General features: G+C 64.5%; 16 protein-coding genes. 5 read left to right on the top strand and 11 right to left on the bottom strand.

The window, feature by feature from the left end:
• Nucleotides 1–206: 206 nt before the first annotated feature.
• The 7 genes from A5724_RS32780 to A5724_RS02435 all read right to left on the bottom strand — a co-directional run bounded on the left by A5724_RS32780 (nt 207) and on the right by A5724_RS02435 (nt 7,644).
• Nucleotides 207–1,016: a response regulator transcription factor gene (locus A5724_RS32780; RefSeq protein ID WP_232004673.1), complete on the bottom strand. Its 810-nt coding sequence runs from the start codon at nt 1,014–1,016 to the stop codon at nt 207–209.
• A gap of 653 nt (nt 1,017–1,669) precedes the next feature.
• Nucleotides 1,670–2,836: a lipid-transfer protein gene (locus A5724_RS02410; protein ID WP_067795561.1), complete on the bottom strand. Its 1,167-nt coding sequence runs from the start codon at nt 2,834–2,836 to the stop codon at nt 1,670–1,672.
• On the bottom strand, nt 2,836–3,237 hold the full coding sequence (locus A5724_RS02415; RefSeq protein WP_067795564.1) for a MaoC family dehydratase: 402 nt from the start codon (nt 3,235–3,237) through the stop codon (nt 2,836–2,838). The genes A5724_RS02410 and A5724_RS02415 overlap by 1 nt, the downstream gene beginning before the upstream one ends.
• Nucleotides 3,234–4,193 carry a bifunctional MaoC family dehydratase N-terminal/OB-fold nucleic acid binding domain-containing protein gene (locus A5724_RS02420; protein WP_067795569.1) on the bottom strand — a complete coding sequence of 320 codons (960 nt, stop codon included), beginning with the start codon at nt 4,191–4,193 and terminating at the stop codon, nt 3,234–3,236. The genes A5724_RS02415 and A5724_RS02420 overlap by 4 nt, the downstream gene beginning before the upstream one ends.
• Nucleotides 4,190–5,353, bottom strand: coding sequence for an acyl-CoA dehydrogenase FadE29 (fadE29, locus tag A5724_RS02425; protein WP_067795572.1), 1,164 nt, complete (start codon nt 5,351–5,353; stop codon nt 4,190–4,192). Before fadE29 ends, A5724_RS02420 begins: the two co-directional genes overlap by 4 nt.
• Nucleotides 5,338–6,351: an acyl-CoA dehydrogenase family protein gene (locus A5724_RS02430; protein WP_067795573.1), complete on the bottom strand. Its 1,014-nt coding sequence runs from the start codon at nt 6,349–6,351 to the stop codon at nt 5,338–5,340. Before A5724_RS02430 ends, fadE29 begins: the two co-directional genes overlap by 16 nt.
• 18 nt (nt 6,352–6,369) lie before the next feature.
• Nucleotides 6,370–7,644: a cytochrome P450 gene (locus A5724_RS02435; protein ID WP_067795577.1), complete on the bottom strand. Its 1,275-nt coding sequence runs from the start codon at nt 7,642–7,644 to the stop codon at nt 6,370–6,372.
• Nucleotides 7,645–7,764: 120 nt separating this feature from the next.
• Between A5724_RS02435 and A5724_RS02440 the strand changes: the two genes are divergently transcribed.
• From A5724_RS02440 to A5724_RS02455, 4 genes are all read left to right on the top strand, one after another.
• Complete coding sequence (locus A5724_RS02440) at nt 7,765–8,940, top strand: steroid 3-ketoacyl-CoA thiolase (RefSeq protein ID WP_067795579.1); 1,176 nt, start codon at nt 7,765–7,767, stop codon at nt 8,938–8,940.
• 116 nt (nt 8,941–9,056) lie between these two features.
• Nucleotides 9,057–9,374 carry a hypothetical protein gene (locus A5724_RS02445; protein WP_232004674.1) on the top strand — a complete coding sequence of 106 codons (318 nt, stop codon included), beginning with the start codon at nt 9,057–9,059 and terminating at the stop codon, nt 9,372–9,374.
• Between the two features lie 182 nt (nt 9,375–9,556).
• Nucleotides 9,557–10,285, top strand: a complete 729-nt coding sequence (locus A5724_RS02450) for a hypothetical protein (protein WP_067795582.1) — start codon at nt 9,557–9,559, stop codon at nt 10,283–10,285.
• Nucleotides 10,286–10,319: 34 nt separating this feature from the next.
• The gene (locus A5724_RS02455) at nt 10,320–10,763 is read left to right on the top strand and encodes a nitroreductase family deazaflavin-dependent oxidoreductase (protein ID WP_067795585.1); all 444 of its coding nucleotides are present in this window, start codon (nt 10,320–10,322) and stop codon (nt 10,761–10,763) included.
• Here the strand turns inward: A5724_RS02455 and A5724_RS02460 are convergent.
• The gene (locus A5724_RS02460; RefSeq protein WP_067795588.1) at nt 10,687–12,726 is read right to left on the bottom strand and encodes a TRAP transporter fused permease subunit; all 2,040 of its coding nucleotides are present in this window, start codon (nt 12,724–12,726) and stop codon (nt 10,687–10,689) included. The two genes, A5724_RS02455 and A5724_RS02460, sit on opposite strands and share 77 nt — an antisense overlap.
• Nucleotides 12,723–13,730, bottom strand: coding sequence for a TAXI family TRAP transporter solute-binding subunit (locus A5724_RS02465; protein WP_067795591.1), 1,008 nt, complete (start codon nt 13,728–13,730; stop codon nt 12,723–12,725). Before A5724_RS02465 ends, A5724_RS02460 begins: the two co-directional genes overlap by 4 nt.
• A 159-nt stretch (nt 13,731–13,889) precedes the next feature.
• Here A5724_RS02465 and A5724_RS02470 point away from each other — a divergent pair, with 159 nt between their 5' ends.
• The gene (locus tag A5724_RS02470; RefSeq protein ID WP_067795594.1) at nt 13,890–15,095 is read left to right on the top strand and encodes a histidine phosphatase family protein; all 1,206 of its coding nucleotides are present in this window, start codon (nt 13,890–13,892) and stop codon (nt 15,093–15,095) included.
• Here A5724_RS02470 and A5724_RS02475 read toward each other — a convergent pair whose 3' ends face one another.
• Both A5724_RS02475 and A5724_RS02480 read right to left on the bottom strand, forming a co-directional pair.
• Entirely contained in the window at nt 15,096–16,001 is a 906-nt protein-coding gene (locus A5724_RS02475; RefSeq protein ID WP_067795597.1) for an SDR family oxidoreductase, read from the bottom strand. It lies immediately after the preceding gene.
• 13 nt (nt 16,002–16,014) lie between these two features.
• On the bottom strand, nt 16,015–16,821 hold the full coding sequence (locus A5724_RS02480) for an SDR family oxidoreductase (protein ID WP_197518527.1): 807 nt from the start codon (nt 16,819–16,821) through the stop codon (nt 16,015–16,017).
• Between the last annotated feature and the right edge of the window lie 12 nt (nt 16,822–16,833).

The following is a 16,833-nucleotide window of genomic DNA, read 5'->3' on the forward strand; positions in this document are numbered from 1 at the left end:
ACCAGCTGAAACGTGCCAAGGCGCCATGGCCGAACCCGGGTCGCGATGTACGACAGATGATCGGGCAGCAACCTGCGGCCATGTCGAGTCTGTGAACGACCAAGAGGGCGAACTGCAGCTAACGCGTACGGCACCGATCCACTATTAACCCAAACCGACCCGGCCGTACATGGATCATTGGAGTCATTTAGACAACGGGTCCGGGCCTAGATCTCCTCCGCCAGTTCGCGATGCCCGAGGGATCGCGAGTACGCGGCAGCCTCTGCTCGGGTGCTGACACCAAGTTTGGTTAACACACTGTGCACGTGGTTTTTCACCGTATGCAGTGCAATACACAGGTGGTCGGCAATGTCGCGGTTCGACAGGCCTGTTTCGAGTAATCGAAGGATCTGGATCTCGCGCGAAGTAAGCACTAGTTCCTTGGTCTCGGGGCGCCGCTGCGAGGCGAGCGTTGACAGTCGTCGCAGCAGAATCGCCGAAACCCTTGGCGAACAGTGCGATTCCTCGTTGGCGACCTTGGACATGAGCGCGAGTAGGTCATCAAGGGACTCTGCCCGGAGGTGGTAGCCAGCAACGCCCGCTTCAGCGCATGCAACGATCTCCGGTTCGTCATCCTCCGAGATGCCGACGGCGATGATTTTCGCCTCGGGGCACCTATCCCTCACCAGTCGGAGCAATGTCATGTTGTCGCGGGTGCCCATGTTGAAAAGCACAATCGCAGGCGTGGCTTCACTGAGCGCCGCATACAACGAGCGCTGGTCCCACGCCACCGCCGTTTTCGACCCATCGTGCGCGGCGAAGATCGTCGCGAGGTTCTCGCGATTCAGCTTGCAGTCATCGACGATAAGGAACCTGACATCTGGCGTGGAGCATCCACGTTCGACGGGTGCTGACCGATGTTCACAGCGCGGGAAGGAATGAGCCGAAAGTGGGCCGCCGAATGCCGAACGGGAAGGCGGCCCGTCCATCGGCAGGGGGAATCGTGTCGACAGATCCTTCGGCAGCGCGGTATGCATACTGTCGCGAGCCCCCCCTCGACAGTCCTCCAAGGGTCCCGAGGCCGGGAGGACGTATTGGTCGTTTCGTGCGTAATTCCATAGATGAGCCATAGTCTCGACTCCACCGAAGTAAACAAGATTTCCGAATTGCTCTGTCTTGGCCCACGTTCGGGCGCAAGGACCTTCAGCCGCAAGGCCAATGGCGCCCGCAAGGACTCCACCTCGGCAGGACCCCTCCCACCGCGTTACCTTTCGGCTTGACCCCCTCTGGTTACTTCCCCCTTATTTGCTTGACCTTCAAGTTGTGCATCATGCTAGGCATTTGCCGAAAACAGGGTCAACGACATCGAGGGCATGGCTGGGCAAATGTTTGCGTTGTCACGTGAACCCCCCCGGACCGGGTCGGTCTACTACGAAATCCACGGAGCCAAAGCCACAGCTGACACGCTAGATTTCATCCCTTTAGTATGGTTTTGGTGTGACTTACGCACCCGAAAATTGGTCCGGGGCCCACGTGCGTATGCAAGCGCCGTTTACCGTGGATATACGGTTACAGGACCAAATCCCAGCTCACAGACTATTCCCAGGTGAATACAGGGCCTGTATCCCGCCGAGGGGGTGAGCAACGTGTCGCCGGGATCGACGAGAATTTGAGAGTCTTTGCCCGATCGCTAACCGAGGATCAAGCCGGAGGTTGGTACGCCGGTGCCAGCGGTGACCAGTACATGCTCGACACTGTGCACCTGGTTGACCGAGGTGCCGCGAAGCTGGCGCACTCCTTCAGCGATGCCGTTCATTCCGTGGATGTAGGCCTCACCGAGCTGGCCACCATGTGTGTTGATCGGGAGCCGCCCGCCGATCTCGATGGCTCCGTCAGCGATGTAGTCCTTGGCCTCGCCCCGACCGCAGAACCCCAACTCTTCCAACTGAATCAGGGTGAATGGGGTGAAGTGGTCATACAGCACGGCGGTCTGGATATCGGTCGGCTTCAGTCCAGACTGCTGCCAAAGTTGCCTGCCGACGAGTCCCATCTCCGGCAAGCCCAACTCCGGCCGGTAGTAGCTGACCATCGAATACTGGTCTGGGCTGGCCCCCTGCGACGCCGCCTCGATGATCACCGGCCGATGCTTGAGATCCTTGGCTCGCCCGGGCGACGTCACCACGATCGCGACGGCGCCGTCCGTTTCCTGGCAGCAGTCCAGCAACCGAAGCGGTTCAGCGATCCACCGCGAATTCTGGTGATCGTCGATGGTGATCGGCTTCTCGTAGAAGTAGGCCTTCGGGTTCTTGGCCGCGTGCTTGCGGTCGGCCACCGAGACAGCGCCGAAGTCTTTGCTCGTCGCGCCCGACAGGTGCATATAGCGCCTGGCGATCATGGCTACCTGCGCGGCAGGAGTGGACAATCCGTGCGGATAGGAGAACGAGTTGTCCACGCCTGTCGAGTCGGCGTTCTCGACCAGCCGCATCTGCACCTGACCGAATCGCGTACCCGAGCGTTCGTTGAAAGCACGGTATGCGACAACGCAATCCGCGACACCGGTCGCGACGGCGATTGCGGCCTGCTGAATGGTGGCGCAGGCTGCCCCGCCTCCGTGATGGATCTTGGAGAAGAACTTGAGTTCACCGATGCCGGTCGCTCGCGCCACTGCGACTTCGGTGTTCGAATCCATCGTGAAGGTCACCATGCCGTCGACATCGGCAGGCGTCAGGCCGGCATCATCGAGGGCATCGAGCACGGCCTCGGCCGCCAGTCGGAGCTCGCTGCGGCCGGAGTTCTTCGAGAAGTCGGTGGCGCCGATGCCGACGATCGCCGCTTTCCCGGACAACTGACCGGCCATCAGGCAGCTCCGATCGTGAGTGTCGAGGTGGCGATCACGTGATCACCAAGACTGTTGCTGCCAACGATTTTCAGCGTTACCAAGTCACCATCGACGGCAGTCACCTCGCCCTTGAACGTCACCGTGTCATAGGCGTACCAAGGCACGCCCAGGCGCAGCGATATCGACTTGATGATGGCTTCGGGCCCAGCCCAGTCGGTGACATACCGCTGCACCAGCCCGGTGTCGGTGAGGATGTTGACGAAGATATCCTTCGACCCCTTTGCCTGCGCCTTGTCGCGGTCGTGATGAACGTCCTGGTAGTCGCGCGTGGCGATCGCCGTCGACACGATAAACGTCGGATCACCGTACAGCGACAACTCGGGCAGCTTCGCGCCCACCTCGATCGTCGGCGCGGTCATGCGTCCGGCTCCCATGCGTAGAGCGTCCAGGCCGGACCTGACTCGTCTTCGGGAAAGTCGATATACGTTGCGCGGACGGGCATTCCGATCTCCACCTCGGCGGGGTCCACGTTGCGGAGCTCACCGAGCATCCGCACTCCCTCTTCGAGTTCGACGAGCGCGATGACGAACGGCAGCGTGCGGCCCGGCACCTTCGGCGCGTGGTGCACGACGAAGCTGAACACCGTGCCCTTGCCGCTTGCCACCTGATACCCGATGGCAGCGTCCCTGTCCTGCCAGATCGCGGGCACCGGCGGGTGTTGCAGGCTGCCGTCGGGCATCTTCTGGATCCGCAGTTCATGAGCATTGACGCCGTCCCAGAAGAACTTGGTGTCGCGTGACGACGCAGGCCGCATCATCGAGGCCGCATCGAGATCCTCGGGCACTTGAGCGCCAGCACTCTTCTCAGCGGGCCGGAATTTCATGATGCGCCACATCATCTCGGCGACGTCCTCGTCACCGACCTGCCAGGTGATCTTCTGGGTGATGAAGAAGCCTTCACCCAGCGCGGTTCTCTTCGGGCCGACGACGTCGGTCAGCTCAGCCAACACGCTGACCTCTTCGCCCGGACGCAGATACCGGTGATAGGTCTGCTCGCAGTTCGTGGCGACGACGCCGAGGAAGCCTGCGCTGTCGAACAATTCCATGATCTTCGTGAGGGGGTCGTCGGCCGGCCGGCCGCCGCCGAGGCCCGCCATCGTCCAAACCTGGATCATCGCAGGCGGTGCGACGATGCCGGGATGGCCGGCCGCTTTGGCGGCGTCCTCGTCGACGTAGATCGGGTTCTTGTCCCCCATCGCGTCGAGCCAGTGGTCGACCATGGGCTGGTTGACCGGATGGCGTCCGACCCGCGGCTTGCTCTTCCCCTCGGCCTTGACCTTCTCTGCCGCCGCCTGGATCTCCTCGATCGCGCTCATCTGGGAACCCTCGGCACCTTGAGACCCGACGCCGCAATCATCTCGCGCATCACCTCATTCACTCCGCCACCGAACGTGATCACCAGGTTCCGCTTGGTCTGGCTGTCAAGCCACCTCAGCAGTTCGGCCGTATCCGGGTCGGCCGGATCGCCGTACTTGCCGACGATCTCCTCGGCCAACCGCCCGGCATACTGAATGCGCTCGGTACCAAAGACTTTCGTCGCCGCCGCGTCTGCCACGTTGATGTCCTCACCCGCCGCGGCCACCTGCCAGTTGAGCAACTCGTTGATTCGCCAGATCGCGTGGATCTCGCCGAGCGAGCGGCGCACGTCCTGTTGGTCGATGGGCGTGGCGCCGTCGCTGCCGGGCTTGGACGCCCAAGCGTGGATGCGGTCGTACATGCTGGCGAACCGGCCTGCCGGGCCGAGCATCACGCGTTCGTTGTTGAGCTGGGTGGTGATCAGTCGCCAGCCGCCGTTCTCCTCGCCGACCAGCATGTCGGCGGGCACCCGGACATCGGTGTAGTAGGTGGCATTCGTGTGGTGCGCACCGTCGGACAGGATCATCGGGGTCCACGAATACCCCGGATCCTTGGTGTCGACGATGAGGATGGAGATTCCCTTGTGCTTCACGGCTTCCGGATCAGTGCGGCATGCCAGCCAGATGTAGTCGGCGTCGTGTCCGCCCGTGGTGAAAACCTTCTGCCCGTTGACGATGTACTCATCGCCCTGCCGAACAGCGGTGGTCCGCAGAGACGCGAGGTCGGTGCCCGCCTCCGGTTCGGTGTACCCGATCGCGAAATGCACGTCACCTGCGAGGATCGCGGGCAGAAACTTCTTCTTCTGCAGATCGCTGCCGTACATCTGCAGCGTAGGCCCGACGGTCTGCAGCGTGACCGCGGGCAGCGGCACGTCGGCCCGATGCGCCTCGTTGACGAAGATCTGCTGTTCGATGGGGCCGTAGCCGAGCCCGCCGTATTCCTTCGGCCAGCCGACGCCGAGCTTGCCGTCGTTGCCCAACCGCTTGATCACTGCGCGGTAGGCCTTACCGTGCCGATCAGCCTCCATCTCCTTATATTCGTCGGACGAGATGAGGCCTGAAAAGTACTGGCGCAGTTCGGCTTGTAGCTGACGCTGCTCGGGGGTCAGTTCGATGAACATTGCGCTCCCACCAGATCAAGACGATGCGACGGCCCGCCCACCAACCGGGTCAGGTCTTTGATGGTGGAGTAGTAGCGGTCCATCGGGTAGTCGATGTCCATGCCCATGCCACCGTGCAGGTGGTGGCAGATCTGCATCACCGGCGGCGCTTGTGAGGCCAGCCAGTAGCCGAGCACGTCGAGGTCGTCATCGGCGTCACGGCCCTCGGCAAGTCGCCACACCACCGAAGTCGCCGCCAATGTCAGTGTGCGCGAAGCGATGTAGACCTCGGCGAGTTGGGCGGCCACCGTCTGGAACGTGGACAGCGGCTTGCCGAACTGATGACGATTGGCCACGTAGTCCGCGGTCAGTCGCAACGCACCCGCCACGAGGCCGGACGCGAATGCGCCGATCGCTGCCAGCGCCAACTGGTTGACCCGGTGCGGCGACGCCCCGTCGAGCACGCCGTCGACCTCGGCGCCGGTGAACGTCACGGTGTATTCGTCGCCCTTGTTCGACGACGGAGTCTTGGTCAGCTGGACACCGGCCGCCTTGGGCGACACCACGACGACGGCGTTGTCGGCCGTCACGATGATCCACTCCGCCTGTTGCGCATACGGAACCGCGATCTTCGTGCCGTTGAGTTTGCCGTCCGCAAAGGCGGTGGACGGCCGGTCCGGAAGCGGTGCGCCCGCTTCGTTGAGCGCGGCCGTGGTCACGGAACCCTTTGCGACACCGGCGAGGTAGCGGTCCTGCTGATCATCGGACGCCAGATCGAGCAACACCGCGGTACCCAGGCCGAGCGTGGCCAGCGCCGGGCTGACGGTGCCGTGCCTACCGATTTCGGTCAACGCGGTTGCGATCTCGGGCAACCCGACGCCGTCACCGCCGAGGCGTTCGGGCACCGCCAGCGCCGTCACCCCGCCCGCGACCAACGCGTCCCAGCTGTTGTCCCGGTCGAGCACTGACGTCACCACATCGGCAACGGCCTGCTGTTCCGGGTCCGGTGTGAAATCCACCCGACTCCTCCTCGAGTCTCAGCGAGCTCCGGCCTGATTCGCCGGGCCGCCGGCGGCGGGGCACTTGCCGGTGTAATCCACCTGCCAGTGCTTGATCCCGTTGAGCCAACCTGACTTCAGCCGCTCCGGCTCGCCGATCGGTTTGAGATCGGGCATGTGATCGGCGATCGCGTTGAAGATCAGGTTGATGGTCATCTTGGCGAGGTTAGCGCCGATGCAGTAGTGCGCCCCCGTTCCGCCGAAGCCGACGTGGGGGTTGGGGTTCCGCAGGATGTTGAAGGTGTGCGGATCGTCGAACACCTCTTCGTCGAAGTTGGCTGAGCGGTAGGACATCACCACCCGCTGCCCCTTCTTGATCTGTACGCCGCCCAACTCGGTGTCCTCGAGCGCGGTGCGCTGGAACGCCGAAACCGGGGTGGCCCACCGGACGATCTCGTCAGCCGCGGTCTCCGGACGCTCCTTCTTGTACAGCTCCCACTGGTCCGGATTCCGCGAGAACGCGATCATGCCGTGCGTGATCGAGTTTCGCGTCGTCTCGTTGCCGGCCACCGCGAGCATCACCACGAAGAAGCCGAACTCGTCGTCCGAGAGCTTCTCGCCCTCGATGTCCGCCTCGATCAACTGGGTGACGATGTCCTCGGTGGGGTTCTTCGCCCGCTCCGCAGCCATCTGCATCGCGTACTGAATGAGCTCGACCGACGACACCGCAGGATCGATGTGCGCGTACTCGGGGTCCTCGCCCGCCGTCATCTCGTTGGACCAGCGGAACAACTTGTCACGGTCCTCCTGCGGCACCCCGAGCAGGCCGGCGATGGCCTGAAGCGGCAGCTCGCAGGACACCTGCTCGACGAAGTCGCCCGACTGCCCCGCTGCGGCGGTTTCGGCGATCTTCTGGGCGCGCACACGCAACTCGTCTTCCAACCGCCCCACCGCCCGGGGGGTGAAACCACGAGAGATGATCTTGCGCAGCCGGGTGTGCTGCGGCGCATCCATGTTGAGCAGCACGGCCTTCTGCAGATCGATGGCGTCGCGCGTCATGTCCTGCGGCCAGACCGGGATCGCGCCGTCGGGCGAGCTGCCGAAGATGTCGTTGCGCTTGGACACCTCTTTGACATCCGCGTGCTTGGTGACCAGCCAGTACCCTTTGTCTCCGAAACCACCCGTGCCACCGGGGACGTCGACCCAGTGAATCGGCTCGGACTTGCGCAGCTCGGCGAGCTCAGCCACGGGCAGACCCGCGAGGTTCAGTTCTGCGTCGAGGAAATCGAAGTCGGCTGAGATGGGGCAGGGCATATAAAGCTCTCCTCAATTGCAACGTGTTCTAGTGCCAGTAAAACATGCCTCCACCGCAGATAAAAGGCAGGTCGCCATCCGCGCTTGTCAGACTAATGAAACGTGTTCTAGCCTGACGGAATGGGTAACCCTGTCATCGTTGAAGCCACCCGCAGCCCCATCGGCAAGCGGAACGGATGGTTGTCCGGCCTGCACGCCACCGAGTTGCTGGGCGCCACGCAGAAGGCTCTGGTCGACAAGGCACGGCTCGACTCCGGCTTCGAAACAGAGATGGTGGAGCAGGTCATCGGCGGCTGCGTCACGCAGTTCGGCGAGCAGTCCAACAACATCACCCGGGTGAGCTGGTTGGTCGCCGGCCTGCCCGAGCACGTCGGCGCGATGACGGTGGACTGCCAGTGCGGCAGCGGCCAACAGGCGAACGGCTTGATCGCGGGCCTGATCGCGGCGGGCGCCATCGACATCGGCATCGCGTGCGGTATCGAGGCGATGAGCCGCGTCGGCCTTGGCGCCAACGCAGGCCCCGATCGCAGCATCCTGCGGCCCGCGTCGTGGGACATCGACCTGCCCGACCAGTTCACGGCTGCCGAGCGAATCGCCAAGCGGCGCGGCATCACTCGCGAGGAGATCGACCAGCTCGGCTTCGACTCGCAACGGAAAGCCAAGCAGGCGTGGGCCGAAGGCCGGTTCGATCGCGAGATCAGCCCGATCGAGGCGCCCGTTCTCGACGAGAACAAGCAGCCGACGTCCGAGCGTGCGCCCGTGACCAAGGACCAGGGCTTGCGCGACACGACGTTGGAGGGCCTCGCGTCGCTGAAGCCGGTGATCGAGGACGGTATCCACACCGCGGGCACCTCGTCGCAGATCTCCGACGGCGCCGCCGCGGTGTTGTGGATGGACGAGGACAAGGCGCGCGCGCTGGGCCTGAAGCCACGGGCGCGGATCATCAGCCAGGCGCTGGTCGGCGCCGAGCCGTACTACCACCTCGACGGTCCGGTCCAGTCGACGGCCAAGGTGCTGGAGAAGGCCGGCATGAAGATGGGCGACATCGACATCACCGAGATCAACGAGGCGTTCGCTTCGGTCGTGTTGTCGTGGGCGCGGGTGCACAACCCCGACATGGACAAGGTCAACGTCAACGGGGGCGCGATCGCGCTCGGCCACCCGGTGGGCAGCACGGGCAGCAGGCTGATCACCACCGCGTTGCACGAGTTGGAGCGCACCGATAAGAGCACGGCGCTGATCACGATGTGTGCCGGCGGTGCGCTGTCCACCGGCACGATCATCGAGCGGATCTAGTGGCTCCGGCGGGCAGGAGCGATGGGCCCACGCGCGCAGCGCAGGGGACGACCGGGGAATCGGCACGGTCGGACGCCAAACGGATCGCGGCCGCACAGGCTTACATCGATGCGCTGGTGAGCCACGACGCCGACAAGGTTCCGTTTGCCCCCGGCTGCACCCGGATCGAATTCGGCGTGAAGACCGGGTTCTCAGGAGATCACTTGCGCCGCAGCCTGAATGGCGGTCCGCAGTACCGGGTGATCCGTTCCACCAGCGTTCCCGAATTCGCCGTCGACGGTGACGTCGTGCGGGCCAAATTCGATCTGGTGACCAAACCGTCGATCGCGGGCAGGCGAGTAGGCGCGCATATCGACGAGACGTTCGTCATTCCCCCGGAAGACTGCACCATCCACCACATCAAGGCGGTCGTTCGCCCCTTCCTGACGTCCTAGGATCGGCGCCTGGCAAAGCCGCGGATAGCGCCGCTGCTCTACATCCGCGACGGCGACAAGGTGACCTCAAGGTCAGACGCCAAGGAGGAAGAGCGGCAAGGCTATTGGCAGCGGTCTACCCGACCATCAACGACTACCAGTCATGGGACTGATCGGGTGATCCCGCTGGTAGTTTGCGAACCATGACAACTGACTACGATCTGCACTTCTACTTCGACCCGGTCTGTCCGTTCGCCTGGATGACCAGCAAGTGGGTGCGGATGGTGGCGGCCCAGCGAGATTACGCGGTCGACTGGCGGTTCATCTCGCTGCGCATCCTCAACGCGCACATCGACTACGCAAGTCACTTTCCTCCCGAGTACGAGGACGGGCACACCGCGGGGCTGCGACTCTTGCGGGTCGCCGCGCGGGTGCGTGCGGAGCATGGACGCGCCGCCGTCGGGCCGCTCTACCAGGCGATGGGGACGAGGATCTTCGACACCCCGCGCGAAGTCGACCCGCTTTCGGCTTCGGGTCAAGGGTCGCGGGACATGCTCGAACCGCTACTGCGGGATCTCGGTCTACCCGTCGACCTAGCCGATGCGCTCGACGCTACCGGATACGACGACGAGATCCGCGCCGAGACCGAGGAGGCGCTGGCGTTGACGGGACGCGACGTCGGCACCCCCATCCTGCACTTCCAGCCGCCGGACGGGACGGCGTTCTTCGGGCCGGTGATCAGCAGGTTGCCGTCACCGGAGGATGCCGGTCGGCTCTGGGACCACGTGATCGGCTTGGCCGGCTTCCCCGGGTTCGCGGAGATAAAGCGCAGCTTGCGGGAGCGGCCTCAGTTGGCCAGCTTCGGTGTCGACACGGAATCCGTTGGCAAAGAAGAGGATTGGCACGGCGGCAGCCGTCGACTGAAGAAATAGTTTGCCGATCCCTGTTTGCGGCAAACCACGGGGTATGGCAGGCACGATCCGCAATTCGCGTCCTCTGGTGCTGGCGATGAAGTACTTCGCGCGCACCCATATCTGGGTCTATCGACGCACGAACGGTCGACTGGGCGCCAAATTGCTGTGGTTCCCCGCCACGCTGATCACGACGACAGGCCGTAAGACAGGTGCTCCGCGCACCACCCCGACGCTGTATCTGCGCGACGGCGACCGTGTCATTCTGCCTGCGTCGTTCGGAGGCCGCGACGAGCATCCGGGTTGGTACCGCAACCTCAAGTCAAATCCCAAAGTGCATGTGCAGATTCGCGATGAGCACCTCGATCTCGTCGCCCGCGAGGCCACCGAGGCCGAGCGACAACACTATTGGCCCGAGCTGATCAAGATGTACCCGCCGTATCGCGGCTATCGGGAGGCGACTGATCGGGTGATTCCGCTGGTGATCTGCGAGCCGTGACCAGGTGCACGGCGACGGCCGCCGCCAGTAGTCCCATGCCCACCGCGATGGTCACCGGATTGAGATACAGCAGCAACGCGGCCGCGGGTACGCACAAAACCCGTTCCGGCCAGTGCGCCCGATGCACCAGCCAACCGCCCGTCACGACGGCGAGAGCGGCCACCGCCACAGCGGAAACCGCTGCGGTCCAGACCATGTCGCCGATTGACCGGAGTCCCAGCAGCCCTTCGCCGTTGTCGGTCAGCACGAACGCGAACGGGACCAGGAACGCGGGCAGCGTGTACTTCCAGGTCTGCCACATGGTGGCGATCACCCGACCGCCGGTGATCGCAGAGGCCGCGACCGCAGCGAGCGCGGTCGGTGGCGTCACTTCGGAGAGCACCGCGAAGTAGAAGACGAACATGGCCACGGCCGGCGCGGGCACTCCGAGATCTTGGAGCGCGGGGCCGACAATCACCCAGCTGATCACGAAGGATGCGGTGACGGGCACCGCAAGGCCGAGCACCGACACCGCCAGCGCGGCGAAGACGGCGGTGAAATTCAGGACGGCCGTTGGGTTCTCGGTGATCGAGCGGGCCAGGTTGACCAGAATCGAATTCAGTTGCAGGCCGAGACCCGTCCTGGTGATCATCGCGGCGATCACGCCTGCGGCGGCGCAGACGGCCGCGACCGAGAGCACTCCGCGCACGCCGCCTGCCAGCGCGGCGTACAACCGGGCCGGGGTGAGCCGGTGCTCGCGGTCGAGGTAGGACAGCACGATCTGGAGCGCGGTCGCATACACCACTGCACGGACGGCCGACATGTCCATCGCGAGGAACACGACGATCATCACCAGCGAGACGAGGTGATAGCCGAATCGGCCCAGCAGTCGCCACGTCGATTGCGCGGCCACCTCAACCTCGCGAGTGCCGTATCGGCGCGCGTCGATCTCGACGGCAAGCAGGATGCCGAGGTAGTACAAGATCGTCGGCACGATCGCCCACACCAGCACCGTCAGGTACGACACGCCAAGGTATTCGGCGATGATGAACGCCGCCGCGCCCAGCGTGGGCGGCGAGAGGATCGCGCCGATGCCGGCCGCGGCGAGCATCCCGCCCGCGTTCTCGCTCGGATAGCCTGCCCGGCGCAACACCGGCCAGCAGACCGAACCAAGGCTGACGGTGGTCGCCGTTCCCGAACCCGACACGCTGCCGAGGAGAAAGCCTGCCAGCGTCACGGTGCGGCCAGGTGCCGCCCTCGATCTGCGGAATGCCGCGAAGGACAGGTCGATGAAGAACTTGCTGGCTCCTGACGCGTCGAGCACCGCTCCGTAGATGGTGAACAACACGATGTAGGTGGCCGCGACGTCCAGTGGCACGCCGTACAGGCCCGTCGACTGGATGAACGATGCGCTGATGATCTGGTCCCAGTCCACGCCTGCATGCGCGATCACCGCGCTCTGCGGTAGATAGCCACCGTAATAGGCGTAGCCGAGCGCCAGCAGGCACACGATGGGCAGCGCGGCCCCCGTTGTCCGCCTGCAGGCCTCCAGCACCAGCAACAGCACGATCGACCCGACGATCACGTCGGCCACTGCGGGCATGCCTTGCCTGCTGAGGAAATCGTCGAATCCGCCTCCACCGTCAGCGATTTCGAAGGGCAGCACCGGATAGAGACACGCCGCCAACGCCACCGCGGCCAGCAGCCAGTCGATCGGCGAGGGGTTGTCTTTCGGTGCCTCGGTCTTGCGCCGAGGCAATCGCAGGCCGGAGCGGTAACACAGCAAGGTCAACGGCAACACCGCGGCGAGGAACAAGATCAGCGATACCTGATTGCCCTGCGCCAGCGGAAAGAACACCTGGTAGATGGCGAACAGTCCGACGATGACGCAGGCTGCCGCAACCGCGTGCCGTACCCACCCCGTCAGTTGCCGAGCAGGCTTTTCGTCCTCGTATGCGGTTGGCGCCGCGACGTTCTCGGTCAGCTGGCCGCGCCGAGTTCGTCGAGCGCCTTCTTGGCACCTGGATGCAATGGGACCGGGCTGGTTTGGCGAGCGTTGTCAAGCGTGATGCCGTCTGCCGCCTTGTTCGCCTTCACCAGATCCGACTTGTGGCCGAACAGCGCCTTGGTCAGCACGCAGGCGGTGTTGCCGTCCATATCGTCCTTCACCAGAAGGAGATTGGGCACCACGACGGTGGCGACGTCGGCGGGCGTTTGATAGACACTGGCCGGGACCACCCCGCGCTCGTAGATCGGGTTGATCTGCTGCAGCTTCGCCAGGGTGTCGGTCACGTCGATGAACTTGACCGCCTCGCGCCTGCTCACGAACAAGTCCGTGATCCCGGCGGTGGGCAGCCCGCCGGACCAGAACATCGCATCGATCGAGCCGTCCTTCATCCCCTCGACCGTCTTGCCGAGTTCCGTGCGTTGAGCCTGGATGTCCTTGGCCGCGTCGAGGCCCGCCGCCTCCAGCATGCGATTGGCGATCACCTCTGTGCCGGAGTTCGGCGCTCCGGTGGACACCCTCTTGCCACGCATATCGGCGATCGAGTTGATGCCTGCATCGGTGCGGGCGATGACCTGGGTGTAGTTGGGATACAGCCGGGTCAGCGCCGCGACCGGTTGCTTCTCTTTGAACGACGCGCTGCCGTTCACCGCGTCGACTGCGGTGTCCGCCAGCGAGAACGCGATCTGATGGGTGCCCGCCACCAGCTGCTGAATGTTCTGCACCGACGCCGACGTCTCCGCGGCGGTCGCCTTCAGCTTGCCGCCGGTCTGCTGGCTGATCGCCTCGGCGTACGCGCCGCCGAGCGTGTAGTAAACACCGGTGGTGTTACCCGTGGCGATGCTCAACCGCGCGTCGGAGGTGACTTCACACGAGGTCGGCTCCGCCGTCGACCCTGCGTTGTCGCCGCCGCGTTGGCCGCCACAACCGGTCAGTAGCAACAAGATTGCGCCGACGAGTGCCACATATCGTCGCTGTCCCATTTGTCCATGATGAGCCGGATCGGTGCGGTTCGAGGGCGGTTCGAATGCATACGACAGATTTGGCGAACTGTCTACTTCCGGCGCCGCCTGTCTTGTACGGTGAGCGCGCCCATTGACTTGTGGATGGAGTGATCGATGCGCCGCCTGTCTTCTATCGCCATGACGGTCGTCGCCACGATCGTCCTGATGCTCGCGACCGCGCTGCCCGCATGGGCCGCCGAAGCGATGACGCTGACATTCGTCCGGCACGCGGAATCGGAGGCCAATGAAGCGCGTGTGATCAACACGTCGGTGCCCGGCCCGCATTTGACCCCAAGGGGTCAGCAGCAGGCGGTGGACATCGCCGAGGCGCTCAAAGGCAACGGCTACGACGGCATCTATGCCTCTTCGATGATCAGAACGCAGGAGACAGCGCAGCCCCTCGCCACCGAGTTGGGCATGCCGATCACGGTGCTTCCCGGGCTACGGGAAATCGACGCCGGGGTGTTCGAGGGCCAGTCGGAGGACTCTGGGCTCGGCCGCATCGGCTACGTGTTGGGCCCGGCCGCGTGGACTCTCGGGGCGCGGTTCGTGCCGGTGCTCGGGTCGACCGACGGCAACGCGTTCGACGCCAGGGTCGACGACGCCGTGCAGAAGATCTACGACAGTGGTGACCGCAACGCCGTGGTGTTCTCGCACGGGGCGACGATCATGTTCTGGACGATGATGAACGTCGACAATCCCGATCTGGGGCTGCTGCTCACCCATCCGTTGGACAACACCGACGTCGTGGTGATCACCGGCAATCCGGAAGACGGTTGGACGCTTGAGAATTGGGACGGCATCGAGGTTGCCGAGGAACCGTCGTTGCCGACGAAGTTGTTCGTCGACGTCCGCAATGTCGTCACCGCGCCGCAGACCGCGCTCTATCGCATCGGGCAGGCGTTCGCCTCGGGTGATGTAGCGCGACTTGTCAAGGCGGTTCGAGACGGCGTCGTCGACGTCGCCACCAAGGTCGTCGGCTTCGTCCCCAAAGTCGTCAACGATGTCGTCGGTTCGCTGCGAAGTGCGGCCCCTGCTGAAAAGTCCGCCACCGAGTCCTTCGCGGTGGATACGCCGGAGACGACGCCACCGGCGAAGAAGACCGAGAAGAAGCCCGAGAAGAAGCCGACTGAGACAACGAAGCTCAAGCGCGGGAACAAGTTCGAACCGAGTGGAACCGCCGCGAAGGCACACAGGACGGTCGACTCGGATGAGTTCAAGGACGACACCGAGAAATCCGTGGCAACCATTGCGCCGAAGGCCGATACCACCGAAGGCGCTCAGGCACCGGACAAGTCCGGCGGCGACACCGAAAACACCGGCGACGACAAGAAGGCCGCGTAACTAGGCGCCGTATACCGGAACCGGCGGGCGGGCCTTGGCCAGCAGATCCTTGACCACCGGACCGAGCTCGGCCGGATCCCAGCGGGCGCCCTTGTCCACCTGAGGCCCGTGCGCCCAGCCATCGGCCACCCGGACGATGCCGCCCTCGACTTCGAACATCCGGCCCGTGACGTCGCGAGACTCGACGCTGCCGAGCCAAACCACAAGCGGCGAGATGTTTTCCGGCGCCATGGCGTCGAAATCGTTGTCCTGCGTCGCCATCATCTCGGCGAAAACGGTCTCGGTCATCCTGGTACGCGCCGACGGTGCGATCGCATTGACGGTGACGCCGTAGCGGCCCATCTCCGCCGCGGCGACCAGTGTCATGGCTGCGATGCCCGCCTTGGCGGCACTGTAATTCGCCTGTCCCACACTGCCTTGCAGGCCCGCCCCGGAACTGGTGTTGATGATCCTGGCGTCGACCGGATTGCCCGCCTTCGACTGAGCGCGCCAGTACGCTGCGGCGTGGCGCATCGTCGCGAAGTGGCCCTTGAGGTGCACCGCGATGACGGCGTCGAACTCTTCCTCGCTGGTATTGGCGAACATCCGGTCGCGGACGATGCCCGCATTGTTGACCAGCACGTCCAAACCGCCGAAGCGCTCGACCGCGGTCTGGATGAGGCCTTCGGCCTGCTGCCAGTCGGCGACATTCGCGCCGCTGGTGACGGCTTCCCCACCGGCGGCGGTGATCTCGTCGACGACCCCTTGCGCGGCGCTGCCGCCGCTCGCGGGCGAACCGTCGAGGCCGACACCGATGTCGTTGACCACCACCCGTGCGCCCTCGGCGGCGAACGCGAGCGCGTGCGCGCGCCCGATGCCGCCGCCTGCGCCCGTCACGATGACCACCCGGCCGTCGAGCAAACCCATATTCGGTGTCTCCTTACTTGATTGCGTTCGTTGTGGCCAGGTAGTGCGGCGGCTCGCCGCCGCCGTGCACCTCGAGGCTGGCACCGCTGATGTACGACGCGGCGTCCGAGGCGAGAAACGCTGCGGCCCAACCGACGTCGGCAGGTGTGGCGAGCCTGCCGAGCGGCACGTTCTTGGAGATCGCCGCGATCGATTCCTCATCACCGTAGAAAAGTTCGGACTGTTCGGTCTCGACCATGCCGACCACGACCGAGTTGACCCTGACTTTGGGCGCCCACTCGACAGCCAGTGTGCTGGTGAGACTTTCGACACCGGCCTTGGCGGCGCCGTACGGCGCGGTGCCAGGGGTCGGCCTGCGGCCGCTGACGCTGGAGACGTTGATGATCGACCCGCCGCCGTCCTGCGCCTGCATCACCGCGTTCGCGTGCTGGGACACCGACAGCGGACCGAGCAAGTTGAGTTCGACGATCTTGCGGTTGAACTTCGCGCTCGCGTCCGCGGTGAGCACATAGGGCGATCCCCCGGCGTTGTTGACCACGATGTCGAGTCGCCCGTGCGTCTCGATGATCGTCGCGATCATCGCCGCGACGGCGTCGTCGTCGCGGACATCGCAGGAGTGGAACTCGTACGGCGACCCGTCGACGGCGCGCCGTGCACACGTCACCACCGTGGAGCCCTGATCAGCGAAGACGGCACTGATTCCGGCGCCGACGCCGCGGACCCCGCCGGTCACCAGGACCACTCTGTCCTTGAGCCCGAGGTTGATGTCTGCGGCGTCGGTCACTGTGCTAGCGTACCAAGCAAGTGCTTGCTTAGGTATCGACCCCCAGGA

It is taken from the genome of Mycobacterium sp. ACS1612 (assembly GCF_001667505.1).
Classification (GTDB): domain Bacteria; phylum Actinomycetota; class Actinomycetes; order Mycobacteriales; family Mycobacteriaceae; genus Mycobacterium.